Below are 16845 nucleotides of genomic sequence, written 5' to 3'. Positions count from 1 at the left end.
GTCTCTCCTCCGGCAGCTTCGCCCCTGCCGACAGGCAGGGCACGCGGGCCGCGCGCCGGGCGCGGAACTCCGGACCCCGGTCTGCGCCCGACGTCCTTGCCTGTCAATCGCGATAAGCCGTGTCTCAGCGGTAGAGCAGCGAGCGGCCCTGATAGAAGAGATGCACCTTGCGCGGATCGGCCGATAGCCGGACCTCGCGGTGCCGCAGATCGCCATGGATGCCCGGCAGCTTCGCCACCACCTGCGCCGCCCCGTCCTGCCGCGCAAAATAGAGCAGCGTCACCTCGCCCAGAGCCTCGGTGATCTCGACCTCGCCGGCAAAGATCGCCTCGCCTTCGGCCGCGACCAGATCCTCGGGACGCACGCCGACATTGACCAGAAGCCCCATGTCCTCGGGCGCGGTGCGGATCGACGACAGCGCCACCCCGCCGTTGTCGAGCCGCACCCGGGTCTGCGCCCCGGTCTCCACCACCTCGCCCGGCATCAGGTTCATGGCGGGCGAGCCGATGAACTGGGCCACGAACTCGTTCTGCGGCCGCTCGTAGAGCTCGAGCGGCGTGCCGACTTGAGAGATCCCGCCCCCCGCCAGCACGACGATGCGGCTGGCCAGCGTCATCGCCTCGACCTGATCGTGGGTTACGTAGATCATGGTGCGATCGGGCATCTTCTCCTTCAGCTGGGCGATCTCCAGCCGTGTCGCCACCCGAAGTGCCGCGTCGAGGTTGGAGAGCGGCTCGTCGAAGAGATAGACCTTCGGGTCGCGCACGATGGCGCGCCCGATGGCAACGCGCTGGCGCTGCCCGCCCGAGAGCGCCTTGGGCAGGCGGTCGAGATAGGGCGTGAGCTGCAGGATACGGGCAGCGTTGCTCACCGCCTCGGCGATCTCGGTCTTGGTCTTCTTCGCGATCTTCATCGCGAATTCCATGTTCTGCCGCACCGTCATGTGCGGGTAGAGCGCATAGGACTGGAACACCATGGCGATGCCCCGCTGAGCGGGCGGGACGTCGTTGACCACGGTGCCGTCGATCTCCAGCGTGCCGCCGGTGATCCGTTCCAGCCCGGCGATCATGCGCAGCAGCGTGGACTTGCCGCAGCCGGAGGGGCCGACGAAGACGATGAGTTCGCCTTGCTGGATGTCGAGGTTGATGTCGCGGAGCACGCGCACATCCCCGTAAGCCTTTTCGACGTCCTTCAGTCTCAGATCGGCCATTCGCGTCCCTCCCGTTCTAGATCCTCTTTGCCAGACAGACCTGCCATGGACCCAAGGTCACCGTGTTGTCGGCCTGCGGCGGCGCCGCGCCGATCGCCTGCCCCAGCGCGGTCCAGCTGCCGCCGGGCAGCCTGGCCTGCACCGTGCCCTCGCCGAGGTTGAAGGCGCAGAAGATCGTCTCTTCGCCCGCGCGCAGGAACTGCACCAGATCTCCCGCGGCCCGCATCGCCTCGGTCGAGCCGTTGCGCAGCACCGGGTGGGCCCGGCGCAGGGCGATGGCGCGCTGGTAATGGCTCAGCATAGAGGTCGGATCGGCAGCCTGCGCGGCGACCGACAAACCGAGATGCGGCGTGGTCACCGGCAACCACGGCTTGCCCGACGAGAAGCCGCCGTTCAGGGTGTCGGTCTCCCAGACCATCGGCGTGCGGCAACCGTCGCGGCCCTTGAACTCCGGCCAGAACTCGATCCCATAGGGGTCGTGCAACTCGTCGAAGGCAAGCTCCGCCTCGGGCAGGCCAAGCTCCTCGCCTTGATAGAGGCAGACCGAGCCGCGCAGGCACTGCAGCAAGGTCGCGTAAGTCTTTGCCGCCTCGGTGGAAAGATGCCAACGGGTGACATGGCGGACCGTGTCGTGGTTGGAATAGCTCCAGCAGGGCCATGCCCCGGGGGCAGCGGCCTGCAGGCGACCGAAGACATCGGCCAAGCCCTGCGCTGTCAGGAGCTTCGGCTGCAGCATCTCGAAGGGGTAGCACATCTGCACCTTGTCGCCGCCCGAGGTATACTCGGCCATGATCTCCAGACCGAACTGCGCATCGCCCACCTCCCCCACGGCGGCAGCGCCGTAAGGGTCCAGGACGGCGCGGAATTTCCGCAGGAACTCAAGGTTCTCCGGCTGGTTCTTGTCGAACATGTGCAGCTGGTGGTTATAGGGGTTCACGCTGGGTGCGATGGAGTCATTCCGCAGCTCACGCGGCAGGCGCGGATTGTCGCGCAAGTACTTGTCAGCAAAGTGGAAATTGATCGTGTCGAGCCGGAATCCGTCCACCCCGCGCTCCAGCCAGAAGCGCGCGACGTCGAGCAGCGCCTCCTGCACCGCAGGCTCGTGGAAGTTCAGGTCGGGCTGCGAGCCGAGGAAGTTGTGCAGGTAATACTGCTCGCGCCGCCCCTCCCATTTCCAGGCGGGGCCGCCGAAGATCGACAGCCAGTTGTTCGGCGGCGTGCCGTCGCCCTTGGGGTCGGCCCAGACATACCAGTCGGCCTTGGGGTTGATCCTGTTCTTGCGGCTCTCGATGAACCAGGGATGCTGGTTCGATGTATGCGACAGAACGAGGTCGATCATCACCCGCAACCCGAGCCCATGCGCCCGCGCCACCAGCCGATCGAAATCGCCCAGCGTGCCGAACATCGGATCGACCGCACAGTAGTCGCTGACATCATAGCCGTAATCCTTCATCGGCGAGGTGAAGAACGGGCTGATCCAGATCGCATCGGCGCCAAGCTCGGCGATATGCGGCAGGCGGGTCATGATGCCGGCCAGGTCGCCGACGCCATCGCCGCTGCTGTCCTGAAAGCTGCGCGGGTAGATCTGGTAGATCACCGCGCCCCGCCACCAGTCGGGATCGGAGGCCAGGATGTTGGACTCCACTGTGTCGATAAGGGTCATCTCGGTTCCACTATTTCACTGAGCCGGCCAGAAGGCCGCGCACCAGATACTTCTGCATGGAGAAAAATACCACCAGTGGAACGAAGATGGACACAAATGCCGACGCGGCAAGGATTTCCCAGTCACCCCCGCGCGAGCCCAGAAGCTCGCGCAGAACGCCGGTCATCACCAGTTGGTCCTGCGTGTTGCCCAGAAAGACCGTGGCGATCAGAAGGTCGTTCCAGGTCCAGAGGAACTGAAAGATGGCGAAGCTCGCCAGCGCCGGGAAGGACAGGGGCAGGATGATCTTGAGGAAGATCTGGAAGTCCGTGGCCCCGTCGACCCGCGCGCTCTCGATGATCTCGCGCGGCAGGCCGACCATGTAATTTCGCAAGAGGTAGATGGCGAGCGGCAGGCCGAAGGCGGAATGCGCGAGCCAGATGCCGAGGTAATCCTTGCCGATGCCGATGGCGTTGTGGAGCTGCAAGAGCGGGATCAGCGCCAGTTGCAGCGGCACGACCAGCAGGCCGACGACCGAGGCGATCAGCAGCGAGCGGCCGGGAAACTCCATCCAGGCCAGCGCATAGGCCGCAAACGCGGCGACGAGGATCGGGATGACGGTGGCCGGGATGGTCACCGTCATGGTGTTGAGGAAGGCGCGGCCGAGGCCTTGCGCGAAGAGCACGCGGTCGTAGTTTTCCAGCGTGAAGCGCGGTGGGGTGACCGAAGTCACGAAGAGCCGCGGGCTGCGGCCCTCGAAGGCGGTGGGCGAGGTGACGCGGTAGCTGCCGTCCTCGTTCACCGTGCCGCTGACGCCATCGCCGAGATCGACCACCTCTCCCGGCTCATGCGCGGCGGGCTCGCGGTTCGAGGTGCCGAAGGCCTTCACCGTGCCGCCCGCCTCGAAGACCGAGCCGTCGATCACGTAAAGGTCGCCCTCCTGCCGCTGGGTCTCGGCATCGCCGACGCGGAAGCGCAGGCTGGCCTCATGCGGGAAGAGCGAGGACCACCAGCCGGTGGTGGCGATCTGGTCGCGGTCGCGGAAGGACGAGACCAGAAGCCCGAAGGTCGGGATGGTCCACAGGAGCACCAGCACGACGACGGCGATGTTGACCGTCCAGACGAGGCTCGACTTCGTGCCCGCGATATTGTCCATCAGCGCATCTCCTTGCGGGCGTTGCGGATGTTCCAGATCATGATCGGCGTCACCAGCAGCATGATGACCAGCGCGATGGCAGAGGCCCGCCCGGAATCGTTGCCGCGGAACATCCAGTCGAACATCATGTTGGCCAGCACCTGCGTGCCCCACTGGCCGTTGGTCATGGCCAGCACGATGTCGAAGACCTTCAGCACCAGGATGGTGATCGTGGTCCAGACCACGGCGATGGTGCCCCAGATCTGCGGCACCTTGATCTTCATGAAGATCTGGAAGGGCGAGGCACCGTCGAGGATGGCGGCTTCGATGGTTTCCTCGGGGATGCCGCGCAGTGCGGCGGAGAGGATCACCATGGCGAAGCCGGTCTGAATCCAGACCAGCACCGCCATCAGGAAGAAGTTGTTCCACGGCTCCAGCGTCAGCCAGGTCTGCGCCGTCCCGCCGAAAGCCTCCACCACCGCGTTCAGCAGGCCGATCTCGGTCTGGCCGTCGCCGCGGTAGTCGTAGATGAACTTCCAGATCACCGAGGCGCCGATGAAGGAGATCGCCATCGGCATGAAGATCATCGCCTTGGCGAAATTGCCCCAGCGGATGCGGTCGGTCAACGCCGCCGCAATGAGACCGAAAAAGGTGGCGCCGCCCGGCACGACCAAGAGCCAGAGGAAGTTGTTGCGGATCGACTCCTGGAATTTCCGGTCCTGCAGCAGCCAGAGGTAGTTGTCGGCACCGACGAAGCTCTGCCCGGTGTTGTCGTGCAGCGAGAGCCAGATCGACACGAAGACCGGGTAGACCAGATAGAGCCCGAGGAGCGCAATGGCGGGAAGCAGGAAGAGCCAAGGCCGGATCATCCCCGCGCGCAGGATGTTGCGGCCTGCCTGAGGGCCGCGCGGCGGATAGACCGCGTCGAGGATCATGTTCGAGAGGAAGAAATAGGCCACGCAGCCGAAGACGCCGATCACGACGGTGCCGCCTGCCATCAGAAGCTGATCCATCCGCGTCCCCTCCCAGAGCTGCCAAGGATGCCTGCCCGCAGGGGCGGACAGGCCTGTTGGTTCGGAAGGTTACTTCAGCGTGTCCCAGGTCTTCTGGATCTCGCCCGCCACGGTGGCCGCCTCCTTGCCGCCAACGAAATCGACCATCCCGGTCCAGAACACACCGGCGCCCACCGCGCCCGGCATGAGGTCGGAGCCGTCGAAGCGGAAGGTATCGGCCTGAAGCAGGATGTCGCCCATCTTCTTCAGCGTCGGGTCGCCGTAGACCTCGGTGTTGACCCCCTTGTGCGGGGTCAGGAAGCCAGTCTGCGCCATCCAGATCTCGTGCGCGATCGGGGTCTGCAGGAACTCGAGGAAGGCCTGCGCCACCGGGCTGTCCTGGGTGATGACGAAGAGCGTGCCCGCGCCGAGCACCGGCTTGCCCAAGTCCTTCTCGGCATAGGAGGGGAAGTAGAAGAAGTCGATGTCTTCGCCCACCACGGTGCCTTCGGGGAAGAAGGACGGGATGAAGGACGCCTGATGATGCATGTAGCACTGCGCCGGCGAGGAGAAGAGCCCCTTCGGGCTGTCGCGGAAGTCGGTGGAGCCCACGGCCGCCGCGCCGCCCGCCACGAAGTCGTCGTTCTTGGCGAACCAGCCGAACTCGTCGATGGCAGCGACGACCTTGGGATCGTCGAAGGCAAGCGCGTTGGTCGTCCAGGCGTCGTAATCCTCGGGCGTGTTGACCCGCAGCATCATGTCCTCGACCCAGTCGGTCGCGGGCCAGCCCGTCGCAGGACCCGAGCCCAGACCGATGCACCACGGTGTCTCGCCATCCTCGACGATCTGCTCGGTCAGCGCCTTCAGGTCCTCCATGGTCTCGGGCACTTCATAGCCCATGTCCTCGAAGTTCTCCGGCGAATACCAGACCAGCGATTTCACATCGACCTTGTAGAAGAAGCCGTAGAGCGCCTCGCCCCCATCGGCGCCCGCGAAGGTGCCCAGATCGACCCAGGACTCGCCCGCGGCGTAGTTCTCGCGCAGCCAGTCGGCGGTCGCGGCGGGCAGCGGCGAGAGCTTGCCGCGCCGCGCCAGTTCCAGCGCGAGACCGGGCTGCGGCACCACGGCGATGCCCGGAGGCGAGCCCGCCTCGACGTCGATCATCACCCGCTGCTCGAAACCGTCGCCGCCGGAATATTCCACATCCGCCCCGGTCGCCGCCTCGAAATAGGCTACCACCGTCTCGAACAGCGCCTTGTCCACTCCGCCCCAGGGGCCGTCGATCTTCAGCGACTGGCCGGAGAGATCCTGCTTGAAGCTCTCGTAACTGTCCCAGTTGAACCGGCTGTCCTCGCCCGGCGCGAATTTAAGATCCTGAGCGGCGGCGGCGCCGGACAGGAGCGCGATTGCGGCCGCACTCGCCAAGAATTTCGATGTCATGTGGTCCTCCCGGTTACCGCGCACATGGCTGCGATGTCGAACGGCAAACCTCCTCCGCCATCCGTCGCCCTCCCCCTGACGATTGCCTGTTTGACTTGACCTGTCAATCTGCGGAAGCGCCGCTAGGCAATTGGATTTGTTCGCGGTTGCAGCATCCCTTGGCTTGCCCTCGCGGAAGGGATTTGACCAACTTCAAATGCAGGATATGGTTCCGTCCCACGGGGGCGGCAGGCCCTTCGGGCGGGGAACCGCGCTGCCGCGCCGTCCGTTTCTGCGACACCACCCTGCCAGAAAGGATGCCCGCATGACCTTCAGCCGCGCCGATTTCCCCCCCGGCTTCCTGTTCGGAACCGCGACCTCGGCCTATCAGATCGAAGGCCATCAGTTCGGCGGCGCCGGGCGCACCCAATGGGACGATTTCGCGGCCACCCCGGGCAATGTCGTGCGCGGCGAGAACGGGGCGCGGGCCTGTGACCACTACCACCGGATGGACGAGGATCTGGACCTGCTGAAGGCAGGCAATTTCGACGTCTACCGCTTCTCGACCTCCTGGGCGCGGGTGATGCCCGAGGGGCGCGGCGCGGTGAATGCCGAGGGGCTGGATTTCTATGACCGGCTGGTGGATGGGCTCTTGGAACGCGGGGTGAAACCGGCGGCGACGCTCTATCACTGGGAGCTGCCCTCGGCGCTGCAGGACATGGGCGGCTGGCGCAACCGCGACATCGCCGACTGGTTCGCCGATTACACCGAGGTGGTGATGCGCCGGATCGGCGACCGGGTCTGGTCGGCGGCGCCGATCAACGAGCCCTGGTGCGTGGCGTGGCTGTCGCATTTCCTCGGGCTGCATGCGCCGGGGCTGCGCGACATCCGCGCGGCGACGCGGGCGATGCATCACGTGCTCCTGGCGCATGGCCGGTCGATCCAGGCGATGCGGGGCCTCGGGATGCAGAACCTTGGCGCGGTCTGCAACTTCGAGCATGCAGCACCCGCCGATGGCGGCGAGGCTTCGGGCAAGGCGGCGCGGCTCTATGACGGGATCTACAACCGCTGGTTCCTCTCGGCGATGTTCAACAAGGAATATCCGGCGGAGGTGCTGGAGGCGCTCTTGCCGCATATGCCGATGGGCTGGGAACAGGATTTCGAGGTGATCGGCGCGCCCGTCGACTGGTGCGGGCTGAACTACTACACCCGCAAGCTGATCGCCGCCGACGACGGCCCCTGGCCCGGGCTGCACGAGGTTGAGGGGCCGTTGCCCAAGACCCAGATGGGCTGGGAGATCTATCCCGAGGGGCTGGAGTTTTTCCTCAAGCGGACCCACGAGGGCTACACCCGCGGCCTGCCGCTCTACGTGACCGAGAACGGCATGGCCAATGCCGATGTGCTGCGGGCGGGCGAGGTGCAGGACCCGGAGCGCAGCCGCTATATCGAGGCGCATCTGGCCGCGGTGCGCCGGGCGATCGGGGCGGGCGTTCCGGTGGCGGGGTATTACGTCTGGTCGCTCTTGGACAATTACGAATGGTCGCTCGGCTATGACAAGCGCTTCGGTCTGGTGCATGTCGATTTCCAGAGCTTGCAGCGCACCCCGAAAGCATCCTATCACGCCTTGGCCCGCGCCCTGGCGCGTTGAGCTTCCCCTGAGATCCGGAGAGACCGATGACCGCTGCCCCCCTTTCGCTGGTTGCCGACATCGGCGGGACCAACACCCGCGTGGCGCTGGCGCAGGGCACCGTGCTGCTGCCCGAAAGCGTCCGCCGCTTTTCCAACGCCGCTTACGCAGGGCTGGAGGATGTGCTGCGGCAGTTCCTGTCCGAGGCGGGCGATCCGCAGGTCGGCGGCGCCTGCGTGGCGGCGGCGGGGCCGGTGCGCGACGGGGTGGCGACGCTGACCAATCTCGACTGGACCATCGACGGCGCGGCGCTGGCCCGCTCCACCGGGGCGGCGACCGTGGCGATCCTGAACGACCTGCAGGCGCAGGGCCATGCCCTGGGCCATATCGCGGCGGAGAACCTGCGCGTGGTGATCGAGGGGCCGAAGGCGGCGCCGGGGGCCTCAATGCTGGTGATCGGCGTCGGCACCGGCTTCAACGCGGCGCCGGTGCATGACACGCCCTGGGGCCGGGTGGTGGCGCCCTCGGAATGCGGCCATGCCGGCATGCCGGTGACGACGCCGCGCGATCTGGCATTGGCCGAGGCCGTGGCCACGGCGCATGGCTATGCCGGCGTGGAGGACGTGCTGTCGGGCCGCGGGCTGGAGCGGGTCTTCGCCTTCACCTCGGCCGAGGCCGGGACGGCGGGCGATCTGACAGCTGCTGAGATCATGGCGGCGAGCGGCGCGCCCGGACCGGCGCAGGAGGCGGCGCGGCTCTTCGTGCGGCTCCTGGGCGCCGAGGCGGGCAATCTCGCGCTGATCCACCTGCCCTTCGGCGGCGTCTTCCTTTGCGGCGGCGTGGCGCGGGCCTTCACCGAGCTCTTGGGCCCGATGGGCTTTGCCGAGGCTTTCCGCGACAAGGGCCGGTTCTCGGAGTTCATGGGCAGTTTCGCCGTCTCCATCGTCGAGGACGATTACGCCGCCCTCACCGGCTGCGCCACCTACCTGTCGCAGGGCGCGCGCGGCTGAGAACCTCTGCGGGGCGCAAAAGGCCAGCCCGCCCCTTACGGGACGGGCTGGCCTTCGGCGAGGATATTTGGAGCGGGAGAGGGTCAGGCGGCGGTTACAGCGCGGCCGGTCAGCACTTTCACCAGAGCGGCGCGATACTCTTTCGAGCCGTGCAGATCGGCGATCATGCCCTCGGCAGGGACGCTGAGGCCTTCAAGCGCCGCCGGGCTGAAGTTCGATGACAGCGCCGCCTCGGCCTCCGCCCAGCGGAACACACCTTCCTCCGAGGCCCCGGTGACCGCCACCCGCACGCCCTCGGGGTATTTCGCCACGAAGACCCCCACCAGCGCGAAGCGCGAGGCGGGTTGGGCGAATTTCACATAGGCGGCCTTCTCCGGGATGGGGAAGATCACCGAGGTGATGATCTCGCCCTCGTCCAGCGCCGTGGTGAACATGCCCTGGAAGTAATCGTCCGCCGCGATCTCGCGCTGGTTGGTGACGATGGTCGCCCCCGAGGCCAGCGCCGCCGACGGGTAGCAGGCCGAGGGGTCGTTGTTGGCGAGGCTGCCGCCGATGGTGCCCCGGTTGCGCACCGCCGGGTCGCCGATATGCGAGGCCTGATCGGCCAGCGCCGGATAATGGGCGCGGGCCTCGGTCGCGATGGTGGCATGAGTGGTGGCCCCGCCGATGGCAAGGCCGCGGTCACCGAGGCAGATGCCCCGCATCTCGGCGATACCGGTCAGGCTGACCAGCACATCCGGCGCGGCCAGCCGCTGCTTCATCGAAGGCAGCAGGGTCTGCCCGCCGGAGAGCGCCTGCGCCCCCTCCGCCGCCAGAGCCGCGACCGCATCCTGAACCGTCGAGGGTTTCACCAGTTCGAAGTTGTGCATCCTATCCCCCTCAGCCGTTGATTGCCGCCCAGACGCGCGAGGGCGTCAGGGGCATGTCGATATGGGTCACATGGGTGATCCCGCCGCGATGCAGCGCGTCGAGCACCGCATTCACCACCGCGGGCGGCGAGCCGATGGCCCCTGCCTCGCCGCAGCCCTTCACCCCCAGCGGGTTGTGGGTGCAGGGCGTGGCGCAGGAATGGTCCACCGTGATGTTGGGCAGATCATCGGCGCGCGGCATGGCGTAATCCATGTAGCTGCCGGTCAGCAGCTGCCCGTCCTCGTTGTAGCGCACCGATTCCATCAGCGCCTGACCGATGCCCTGCGCCACACCGCCATGCACCTGACCCTCGACGATCATCGGGTTGATGACATTGCCGAAATCGTCGGCGCAGGTGAAGCTGACGATCTCCACCCGACCGGTCTCGGCATCCACCTCGACCTCGCAGCCATAGGCGCCCGCGGGATAGGTGAAGTTCGACGGGTCGTAGAAGGCGGTTTCCTCCAGCCCCGGCTCCAGCGTCTCCAAGGGATAGTTGTGCGGGACATAGGCCGAGAAGGCGATCTCGCCGAAGGTCTTCTGCTTGTCAGTCCCGGTGACGCTGAAGGCGCCATCCTCGAAGACGATGTCATCTTCCGAGGCCTCCAGCATATGCGCGGCGATCTTCTTGCCCTTGGCGATGATCTTGTCCGCCGCCTTCACCATGGCTGAGCCGCAGACCGCGAGGCTGCGCGAGCCGTAGGTGCCCATGCCGAAGGGGATCTTCGAGGTGTCGCCATGCACGATCTCGATGCTGGACGCCGGAACCCCCAGCTTGTCGGAGATCACCTGCGCGAAGACCGTCTCGTGCCCCTGCCCGTGGCTGTGCGCGCCGACCAGCACCGAGATGTTGCCGGTGGCGTTCACCCGCACGGTGGCGCTGTCGAAGAGCCCGACCCGCGCGCCCAGCACGCCGACGAGGTTCGACGGCGCGATGCCGCAGGCCTCGATCCAGGTGGAGAGGCCGAAGCCGCGCAGCTTGCCGCGCGCGCGGCTCTCGGCCACCCGCGCCTCGAAGCCGTTGCGATCGATCATCTCGCCCAGCTTGTCGAGCGTGGCGTGGTAGTTGCCGGTGTCATAGACCAGCCCGACCGGCGTGGTGTAGGGAAACTGGTCGGTGGTGAGGAAGTTCTTCGCCCTGAGCTCCCAAGGGTCGAGCCCCAGCTCGCGCGCCGCCTTGTCGATGACCCGCTCGATGGAATAGGTCGCCTCGGGGCGGCCCGCACCGCGATAGGCGTCGACCGGCACAGTGTTGGTGAAGACCGCCTTCACGTTCACATAGACATGCGGCGTCTTGTACGGCCCGGCCATCAGCGTGCCATGCAGGAAGGTCGGCGTGCAGGTGGCGAAGTTCGAGAGATAGGCGCCGACATTGGCCAGAGTCTCGGTGCGCAGCGCGAGGAAGTTGCCCTCCATGTCGGTGGCCAGTTCGATCTTCGTGACGTGATCGCGGCCATGCGCGTCGGTCATAAAGGCTTCGGAGCGGTCGCAGACCCATTTCACCGGGCGGTTCAGGAGCTTCGAGGCGGCCAGCACCGCCGCTTCCTCGCCGTAGTGGTAGATCTTCGACCCGAAGCCGCCGCCCACGTCGGGGGCGATCACCGTCAGCTTGTTCTCGGGGATGCCCATAACGAAGGCCGAGATCAGGAGCCGCGACAGATGCGGGTTCTGCGAGGTGGTGTAGAGCTTGTAATCGCCAATGCCGGGATCGAAATCGCCAATCGAGGCGCGGGGCTCCATCGGGTTGGGTGACAGGCGGTTGTTCACCAGCTCCAGCGAGGTGACATGCGGGGCTGCGGCGAAGGCCGCATCGACAGCGGCGCGGTTGTCCTCGATCCAGCCCCAGTCGAAGACAATGTTGTCGGAAATCTCGTCATGCACCCGGTTCGAGGCATCGGCCACGGCGGCGGCCATGTCGACGATGGCGGGCAGCTCCTCGATATCGGCGGTGATGGCGTCGCAGGCGTCCTGCGCCTGCTCGAAGGTCTCGGCGATCACCATGGCATAGGCGTCGCCGACATGGCGCACCTTGCCATGCGCCAGAACCGGGCGCTTGGGCTCCTTCATCGTCTCGCCGTTGCGGCTCTGGACCAGCCAGCCGGTCGGGTTGCCGCCGACCTCCTTGAAATCCTCACCAGTCAGGATCGCCAGCACACCGGGCATCTCCGCTGCCGCGCTGGTGTCGATGCCGTTGATCCGGCCATGCGCCACGTCCGAGCGCAGGAAGCAGGCGAAGGCCTGACCACGCAGGTTGATGTCGGCGGTGTAGCGTCCCTTGCCGGTCAGGAACCGGATATCCTCGCGCCGCTTTGTGCTGGCGCCGATGCCACCGTCTTTCGGCATGTTTTTCTCCCCTGATGCGCTGCGTGAAGAACGCGCGCCAAATGATTGATTACTCGGCCGCCAGGTGCTGCTCGCCCTGCCCGGAGGCCGCCATCACCGCCTTGACGATGTTGTGGTAGCCGGTGCAGCGGCAGATGTTGCCCTCGAGATAGACGCGCACCTCGGCCTCGGTCGGGGTCGGGTTCTCGGCCAGCAGGGCGGCGGAAGACATCACCATGCCGGGGGTGCAGAAGCCGCATTGCAGGCCGTGATGATCCTGGAAGGCCTGCTGGATCACCGAGAGCGAGCCGTCCTTGTTCGCCATGCCCTCGATGGTGCGGACCTCGGCCCCGGCCACGTCCTGCGCCAGCACGGTGCAGCTTTTCACCGGCTTGCCGTCGACATGCACCACGCAGGCGCCGCATTGGGTCGTGTCGCAGCCGACATGGGTGCCGGTCAGCCCCAGCCCGTCGCGCAGCCAGGACGACAGCAAGGTGCGCCCCTCGGTCTCGGCCGACATGGCCTTGCCGTTCACGGTCATCGTGACTTTCATCAATTCCCTCCCTCACTCATTCCCCGGCCTCAGCGCGAGACGATGCGCTTGAACCAGCCCTTCTTCTCGGTCGCGGGGGCCTCCGCCCCGGGCTCGGCTTCCGCCAGCTCGATCTCCTCCTCCGGCCCCTCGACCGCCTGCTGGAAGCGTTCGAAGAACTGGTCGGCCATCTTGCGGGTGAAGCTGTCGATGATCCGGCTGCCAAGCTGCGCCAGCTTGCCGCCGACATGCGCATCGACGGCGTAGGTCAGGAGCGTGCCCTCGCCCTCGCGCGCCATTGTCACCTGCGCCGAGCCCTTGGCGAAGCCCGCAGGCCCGCCCTTGCCCTCGCCGGTGATCTTCAGCCCCTCCTCGGGAACCATCTCGGACAGCGTGACCTGGCCGGTGAACCGCGCCTTCACCGGACCGACCTTCTGCACCACGACGGCCTCGAACCCGTCCTGCGGGTTGCCGGAAATGCTCTCGCAGCCCGGGATGCAGGCCTTGAGCACCTCGGGGTCGAGGATCGCCGCCCAGACGGTCGCCGGGTCGGCCTTGATCGATCTCTGATCTGAAAGTTGCATGAAGAGCCCCCCTGTTGCCCAGACTTTAGGGCGAAAGCCGAGGCTGCGGCTATGTGACCTTGGTCGTATTGCCGCGCGGGGTCAGAGGTCGGCCAGAAACTCCTCCAGCACCCGGGCGTCGATCGGCTTCTGGATCAGCCGGATGTCGGAGGCGGCGCAGAGGGCGGCGACCTCGGGGCGGCGGTTGGCGGTGACGATGCAGGCGGGCACCGGGCCATGGGCGGCGCGCATCCGGCGGATGAACTCGACGCCGGTCATGCCCGGGCCAAGCTGATGGTCGACGAGGAAGAAATCCGGCAGGATGCCGATCTCCTCGATCAGCGCCAGCGCCTCCTCGCCCGTCGCCACGTCGAGCACGCTCATGCCCCACTTCTCCAGCAGGAGGCCCATCGCCCGGCGCAGGTCTTCGTCGTTCTCCACCAGAAAGGCGATCTTGTCCTGCGCCGCGACCATGGTCTGCTGGCGCAGGTCGGTCGCCGCCTGACCGTGGGCGGCGGGCAGCGCCCCGCCCTCGGCGCGCGGCACCTGCAGCATGAAGCAGGTGCCGCGCCCGACGACCGAGTTCAGCCCGAGCGGGTGGCCCAGAAGACCGCAGGCGCGCTCGACGATGGCGAGGCCCAGCCCCATCCCCTCCGAAGCTGAGGCCGGGGCGTGCAGGCGGTGGAACTCCTTGAAGATGTTCTCCTGATCCGCCTCGGGAATGCCCGGCCCGGTATCCCAGACCTCGAGCCGCACCATGCCGCGCTTGGGCCTTGCGCCGACCAGCACCCGACCCGTCGTCGTGTAGCGAATGGCGTTGCCGATCAGGTTCTGCAGGATGCGCCTGAGGTAGGTCGGGTCCGACAGCACCACCGCGCTGGAGGGCAGCAGTTCCAGCCGCAGCCCCTTGGCGGCGGCAAGCGGCGCGAATTCGTCACGCAGCTGCGTCATCAGCCGGTCGAGCCGCACCGGCCCGACCGACACCGCCGCCCTGCCCGATTCCAGCTTCGAGATGTCCAGCAGTGCGCCGAGGATGCCCTCGACCGAGTCGAGCGCGTTCTGCGCCTTGGCCAGCGCCTCGCGGCTCTGCGGCGCCACGGCCTCGTCGCCGATCGACGCGATGAACAGCTTGGCGGCGGAGAGCGGTTGCAGGAGGTCATGGCTCGCCGCGGCGACGAAGCGCGAGCGGCTGGCATTGGCGCGCTCGGCATGGGCCAGCGCATCCTCCAGCTCCAGCGTGCGCGCCATCACCCGCGCCTCCAGCGTCTCGTTGGCGCGGCTGAGCGCGGCGATGGCGGCGCGTTCGGCGGTGGCGTCGGTGAAGCTCATCACGAAGCCACGGTCGGGCATCTCCTGCGCGAAGACATCGAGGATCATGTCGGCCCCGCGCCGGAGCTCGAAGTTCAGCGGCGCGCGGCCGTTGTGGGCCCGCACCCAGGCCTCCAGCCCCTCCGGGGTGATGCCGTCGAAGGCGATCTCGGACTGGAACCGCTCCATCAGCGACTCGAAGCTGGCGCCCAGCCGGAAGCGCGCCAGCGGGATCGCCAGCAGCGCGCCGAGCCGCTGGTTCCAACCGACGAGCCGGCCCTCGGCGTCGAAGATGCAAACCCCCTGATTGATGTGGTCGAGCGTGGCGCGGATCACCCGCGCCTGATCGTCCAGCATCTTGCCGCGCTCCAGCCGCTCCAGCCGGATGATGTCGGTGACGTCGGTCTGCAGGATCACCGTGCCGCCATCCGCGGTGCGATGCTCGGACACCTGCAGCCAGCGGTCCCAGATCATGCGGACGTTGAAGATCACATGCCGGTCCTGATGCCGGCGCCGGCGGCGGATGGCCCAATCCTCCGGCGTCTCGGCATCGGGCAGCGCAAGGTAACGCGAGCGGCTGACCAGCTCGATATAGCCGTCAAAGCTCAGGCCGGGCTTCAGGTGGTCCTTGATGTCGAGAAGATGCAGCCCGAAGCGCGAGTTGCAGAGCACCAGCACGTCGGTTGCATCGAAAAGCGCGAAGCCCTCCTGCACCGTCTCGATCGCATTGGCGAGGTTCTGCCGCGCCGCCTCGGTCGCGCGGTTCGCCTCGGCCAGACGGTCGTTCGACAGGTTCAGAAGGTCCAGCGTGCGCTCCAGATCGGCGGTGCGTTCGCGCACCTGATCCTCCAGCATGGCGGCGCGCTGGAACTGGGCATAGGCGGCACCGCCGTCGTCGGTGATCCGCTCCACCCGCGCCATCAGCACGCGGGCGATCTGCAGGAGCTTGTCGCGCTGACGCTCGATCGGGTCGGCGGGGTCGACCAGCGCGTCGATCATCGCGGCGCCTCCGGCGGATAGATCGCGACGCCAGTCATGGTCTGGTTCACATGCATGCCGTTCAACTGCTCGCCATAGGTCGAGAATCCCACCACGCGGTGATCACGCAGCAGGCCCGAGACGGCGCCGAGGCTCTGATTGTCCAGCGCCTCCATCCGCCGCAGGATGCAGTCGCAGGCGAGGATCGCCGCAGGCGCCCCGCCGCGTGACAGGGAAGCCAGCTCGCCGCGCAGATGCGCCACCATGTCCTGCGGCTCGGCCAGCGTCAGCACGAGGCCTTCGTCGATGGCGGAGAAGAAGATCAGGTCGCCATTCTCGGCCACCTGCCGGATGGCGCGCACATGGTGCTTGCCGCCGATCCGCACCACGACCGGATGGGCGGCGAAGGTGAAGCTGGTCAACTGGCCCGGGTCCTTGCCCAGGAGTCGGGCATATTCCAGCGCGGCAGGCTCGGCGTTGATGCGCCGCACGATGCGGTTCTTCGGGTCGGCCTCGGTCACCACCATGCGCCGCTCGGTCGGGGTGAAATGGTCGAGGTTGAACACCTTCACCCGGCAGTCGCTGCGCAGGAGCGCCAGCACGGCGGCATCGCGCAGAACCTCGCCACCATGCAGCACGAAGGTCTCGCGGAAGCGCGTGCCATCCGCCGCCGACCCGCCGAACAGCGGCACCGGGCCGAGACCCGAGGCCAGCGCCGAGGCCAGCTCGTCCTCGCGGATCGACAGGCCATCGACCATCAGGAAGGCGAATTCGTGGCCCCAGTCGGGCCGCTGCCGCGCCAGCCCGGCCCGCGCCCGGATCAGCCGCCCGATCAGCGCCTCGGAATCGAGCGCCCCCAGATCGCGGATCAGCATCGGCGACACCGCGAAATGCGCCGCCGACAGCCCGACCGCGACGATCTCGCCCTCAGTGTAGCCCGCAGACGAGATCTCTCCCGCCGTGGTGCAGCCGATCACCGGCGTGTCGGGAAAGGCCTGCGCCGCCTCGGCCGCAAGGCGGGGAATATCGGCCTCGGGAGCCACGAAGAGGATGACCAGCGCAAAGGGGCCCGCCCCCAGCCTGCGCCGCAGCACAGCCGCCGCATCGGGCGTCTCCGCTCCGACATGGGCTGTCGCGACCAGCGGCAGCGAGTCCACCGGCACGCCGCGCAGGGCTTCGCCCAAATCGGTCATCGCAG

13 protein-coding genes are annotated in these 16845 nt (G+C 67.2%); 2 read left to right on the top strand and 11 right to left on the bottom strand.

The window, feature by feature from the left end; genetic code table 11:
* Positions 1–124: 124 nt before the first annotated feature.
* The 5 genes from AC3A5Z_RS09555 to AC3A5Z_RS09535 form a co-directional block, all read right to left on the bottom strand.
* A complete protein-coding gene (locus AC3A5Z_RS09555; RefSeq protein WP_487519123.1) occupies positions 125–1210 on the bottom strand; it encodes an ABC transporter ATP-binding protein in 1086 nt (361 codons plus the stop codon).
* Positions 1211–1226: 16 nt separating this feature from the next.
* Complete coding sequence (locus AC3A5Z_RS09550) at positions 1227–2873, bottom strand: alpha-amylase family glycosyl hydrolase (protein WP_487519122.1); 1647 nt, start codon at positions 2871–2873, stop codon at positions 1227–1229.
* A gap of 10 nt (positions 2874–2883) precedes the next feature.
* Positions 2884–4008, bottom strand: coding sequence for a carbohydrate ABC transporter permease (locus AC3A5Z_RS09545; RefSeq protein WP_487519121.1), 1125 nt, complete (start codon positions 4006–4008; stop codon positions 2884–2886).
* A complete protein-coding gene (locus tag AC3A5Z_RS09540; RefSeq protein ID WP_487519120.1) occupies positions 4008–5000 on the bottom strand; it encodes a carbohydrate ABC transporter permease in 993 nt (330 codons plus the stop codon). The genes AC3A5Z_RS09545 and AC3A5Z_RS09540 overlap by 1 nt, the downstream gene beginning before the upstream one ends.
* A 69-nt stretch (positions 5001–5069) precedes the next feature.
* A complete protein-coding gene (locus AC3A5Z_RS09535; RefSeq protein ID WP_487519119.1) occupies positions 5070–6419 on the bottom strand; it encodes an ABC transporter substrate-binding protein in 1350 nt (449 codons plus the stop codon).
* Between the two features lie 304 nt (positions 6420–6723).
* Between AC3A5Z_RS09535 and AC3A5Z_RS09530 the strand changes: the two genes are divergently transcribed.
* Positions 6724–8046 carry a GH1 family beta-glucosidase gene (locus AC3A5Z_RS09530; RefSeq protein ID WP_487519118.1) on the top strand — a complete coding sequence of 441 codons (1323 nt, stop codon included), beginning with the start codon at positions 6724–6726 and terminating at the stop codon, positions 8044–8046.
* Positions 8047–8072: 26 nt separating this feature from the next.
* Positions 8073–9035, top strand: coding sequence for a glucokinase (locus AC3A5Z_RS09525; protein ID WP_487519117.1), 963 nt, complete (start codon positions 8073–8075; stop codon positions 9033–9035).
* A gap of 83 nt (positions 9036–9118) precedes the next feature.
* On the opposite strand, the gene AC3A5Z_RS09520 is transcribed toward AC3A5Z_RS09525, so the two are convergent.
* From AC3A5Z_RS09520 to AC3A5Z_RS09495, 6 genes are all read right to left on the bottom strand, one after another.
* Positions 9119–9904, bottom strand: a complete 786-nt coding sequence (locus AC3A5Z_RS09520; protein ID WP_487519116.1) for an FAD binding domain-containing protein — start codon at positions 9902–9904, stop codon at positions 9119–9121.
* 10 nt (positions 9905–9914) lie between these two features.
* Positions 9915–12287 (bottom strand): xanthine dehydrogenase family protein molybdopterin-binding subunit, encoded by a 2373-nt coding sequence (locus AC3A5Z_RS09515; RefSeq protein WP_487519115.1) that lies wholly within the window; start codon positions 12285–12287, stop codon positions 9915–9917.
* A gap of 49 nt (positions 12288–12336) precedes the next feature.
* Positions 12337–12819, bottom strand: a complete 483-nt coding sequence (locus AC3A5Z_RS09510; protein ID WP_487519114.1) for a (2Fe-2S)-binding protein — start codon at positions 12817–12819, stop codon at positions 12337–12339.
* 29 nt (positions 12820–12848) lie between these two features.
* Positions 12849–13382: an SRPBCC family protein gene (locus AC3A5Z_RS09505; RefSeq protein ID WP_487519113.1), complete on the bottom strand. Its 534-nt coding sequence runs from the start codon at positions 13380–13382 to the stop codon at positions 12849–12851.
* An 81-nt stretch (positions 13383–13463) separates the two neighbouring features.
* Complete coding sequence (locus AC3A5Z_RS09500) at positions 13464–15668, bottom strand: hybrid sensor histidine kinase/response regulator (protein WP_487519112.1); 2205 nt, start codon at positions 15666–15668, stop codon at positions 13464–13466.
* Positions 15665–16840, bottom strand: coding sequence for an FIST N-terminal domain-containing protein (locus tag AC3A5Z_RS09495; RefSeq protein ID WP_487519111.1), 1176 nt, complete (start codon positions 16838–16840; stop codon positions 15665–15667). Before AC3A5Z_RS09495 ends, AC3A5Z_RS09500 begins: the two co-directional genes overlap by 4 nt.
* Positions 16841–16845: the final 5 nt, after the last annotated feature.

Source organism: Cereibacter sp. Soil_C_27 (assembly GCF_057657095.1).
This window is presented reverse-complemented; position numbering and strand designations above follow the sequence as displayed.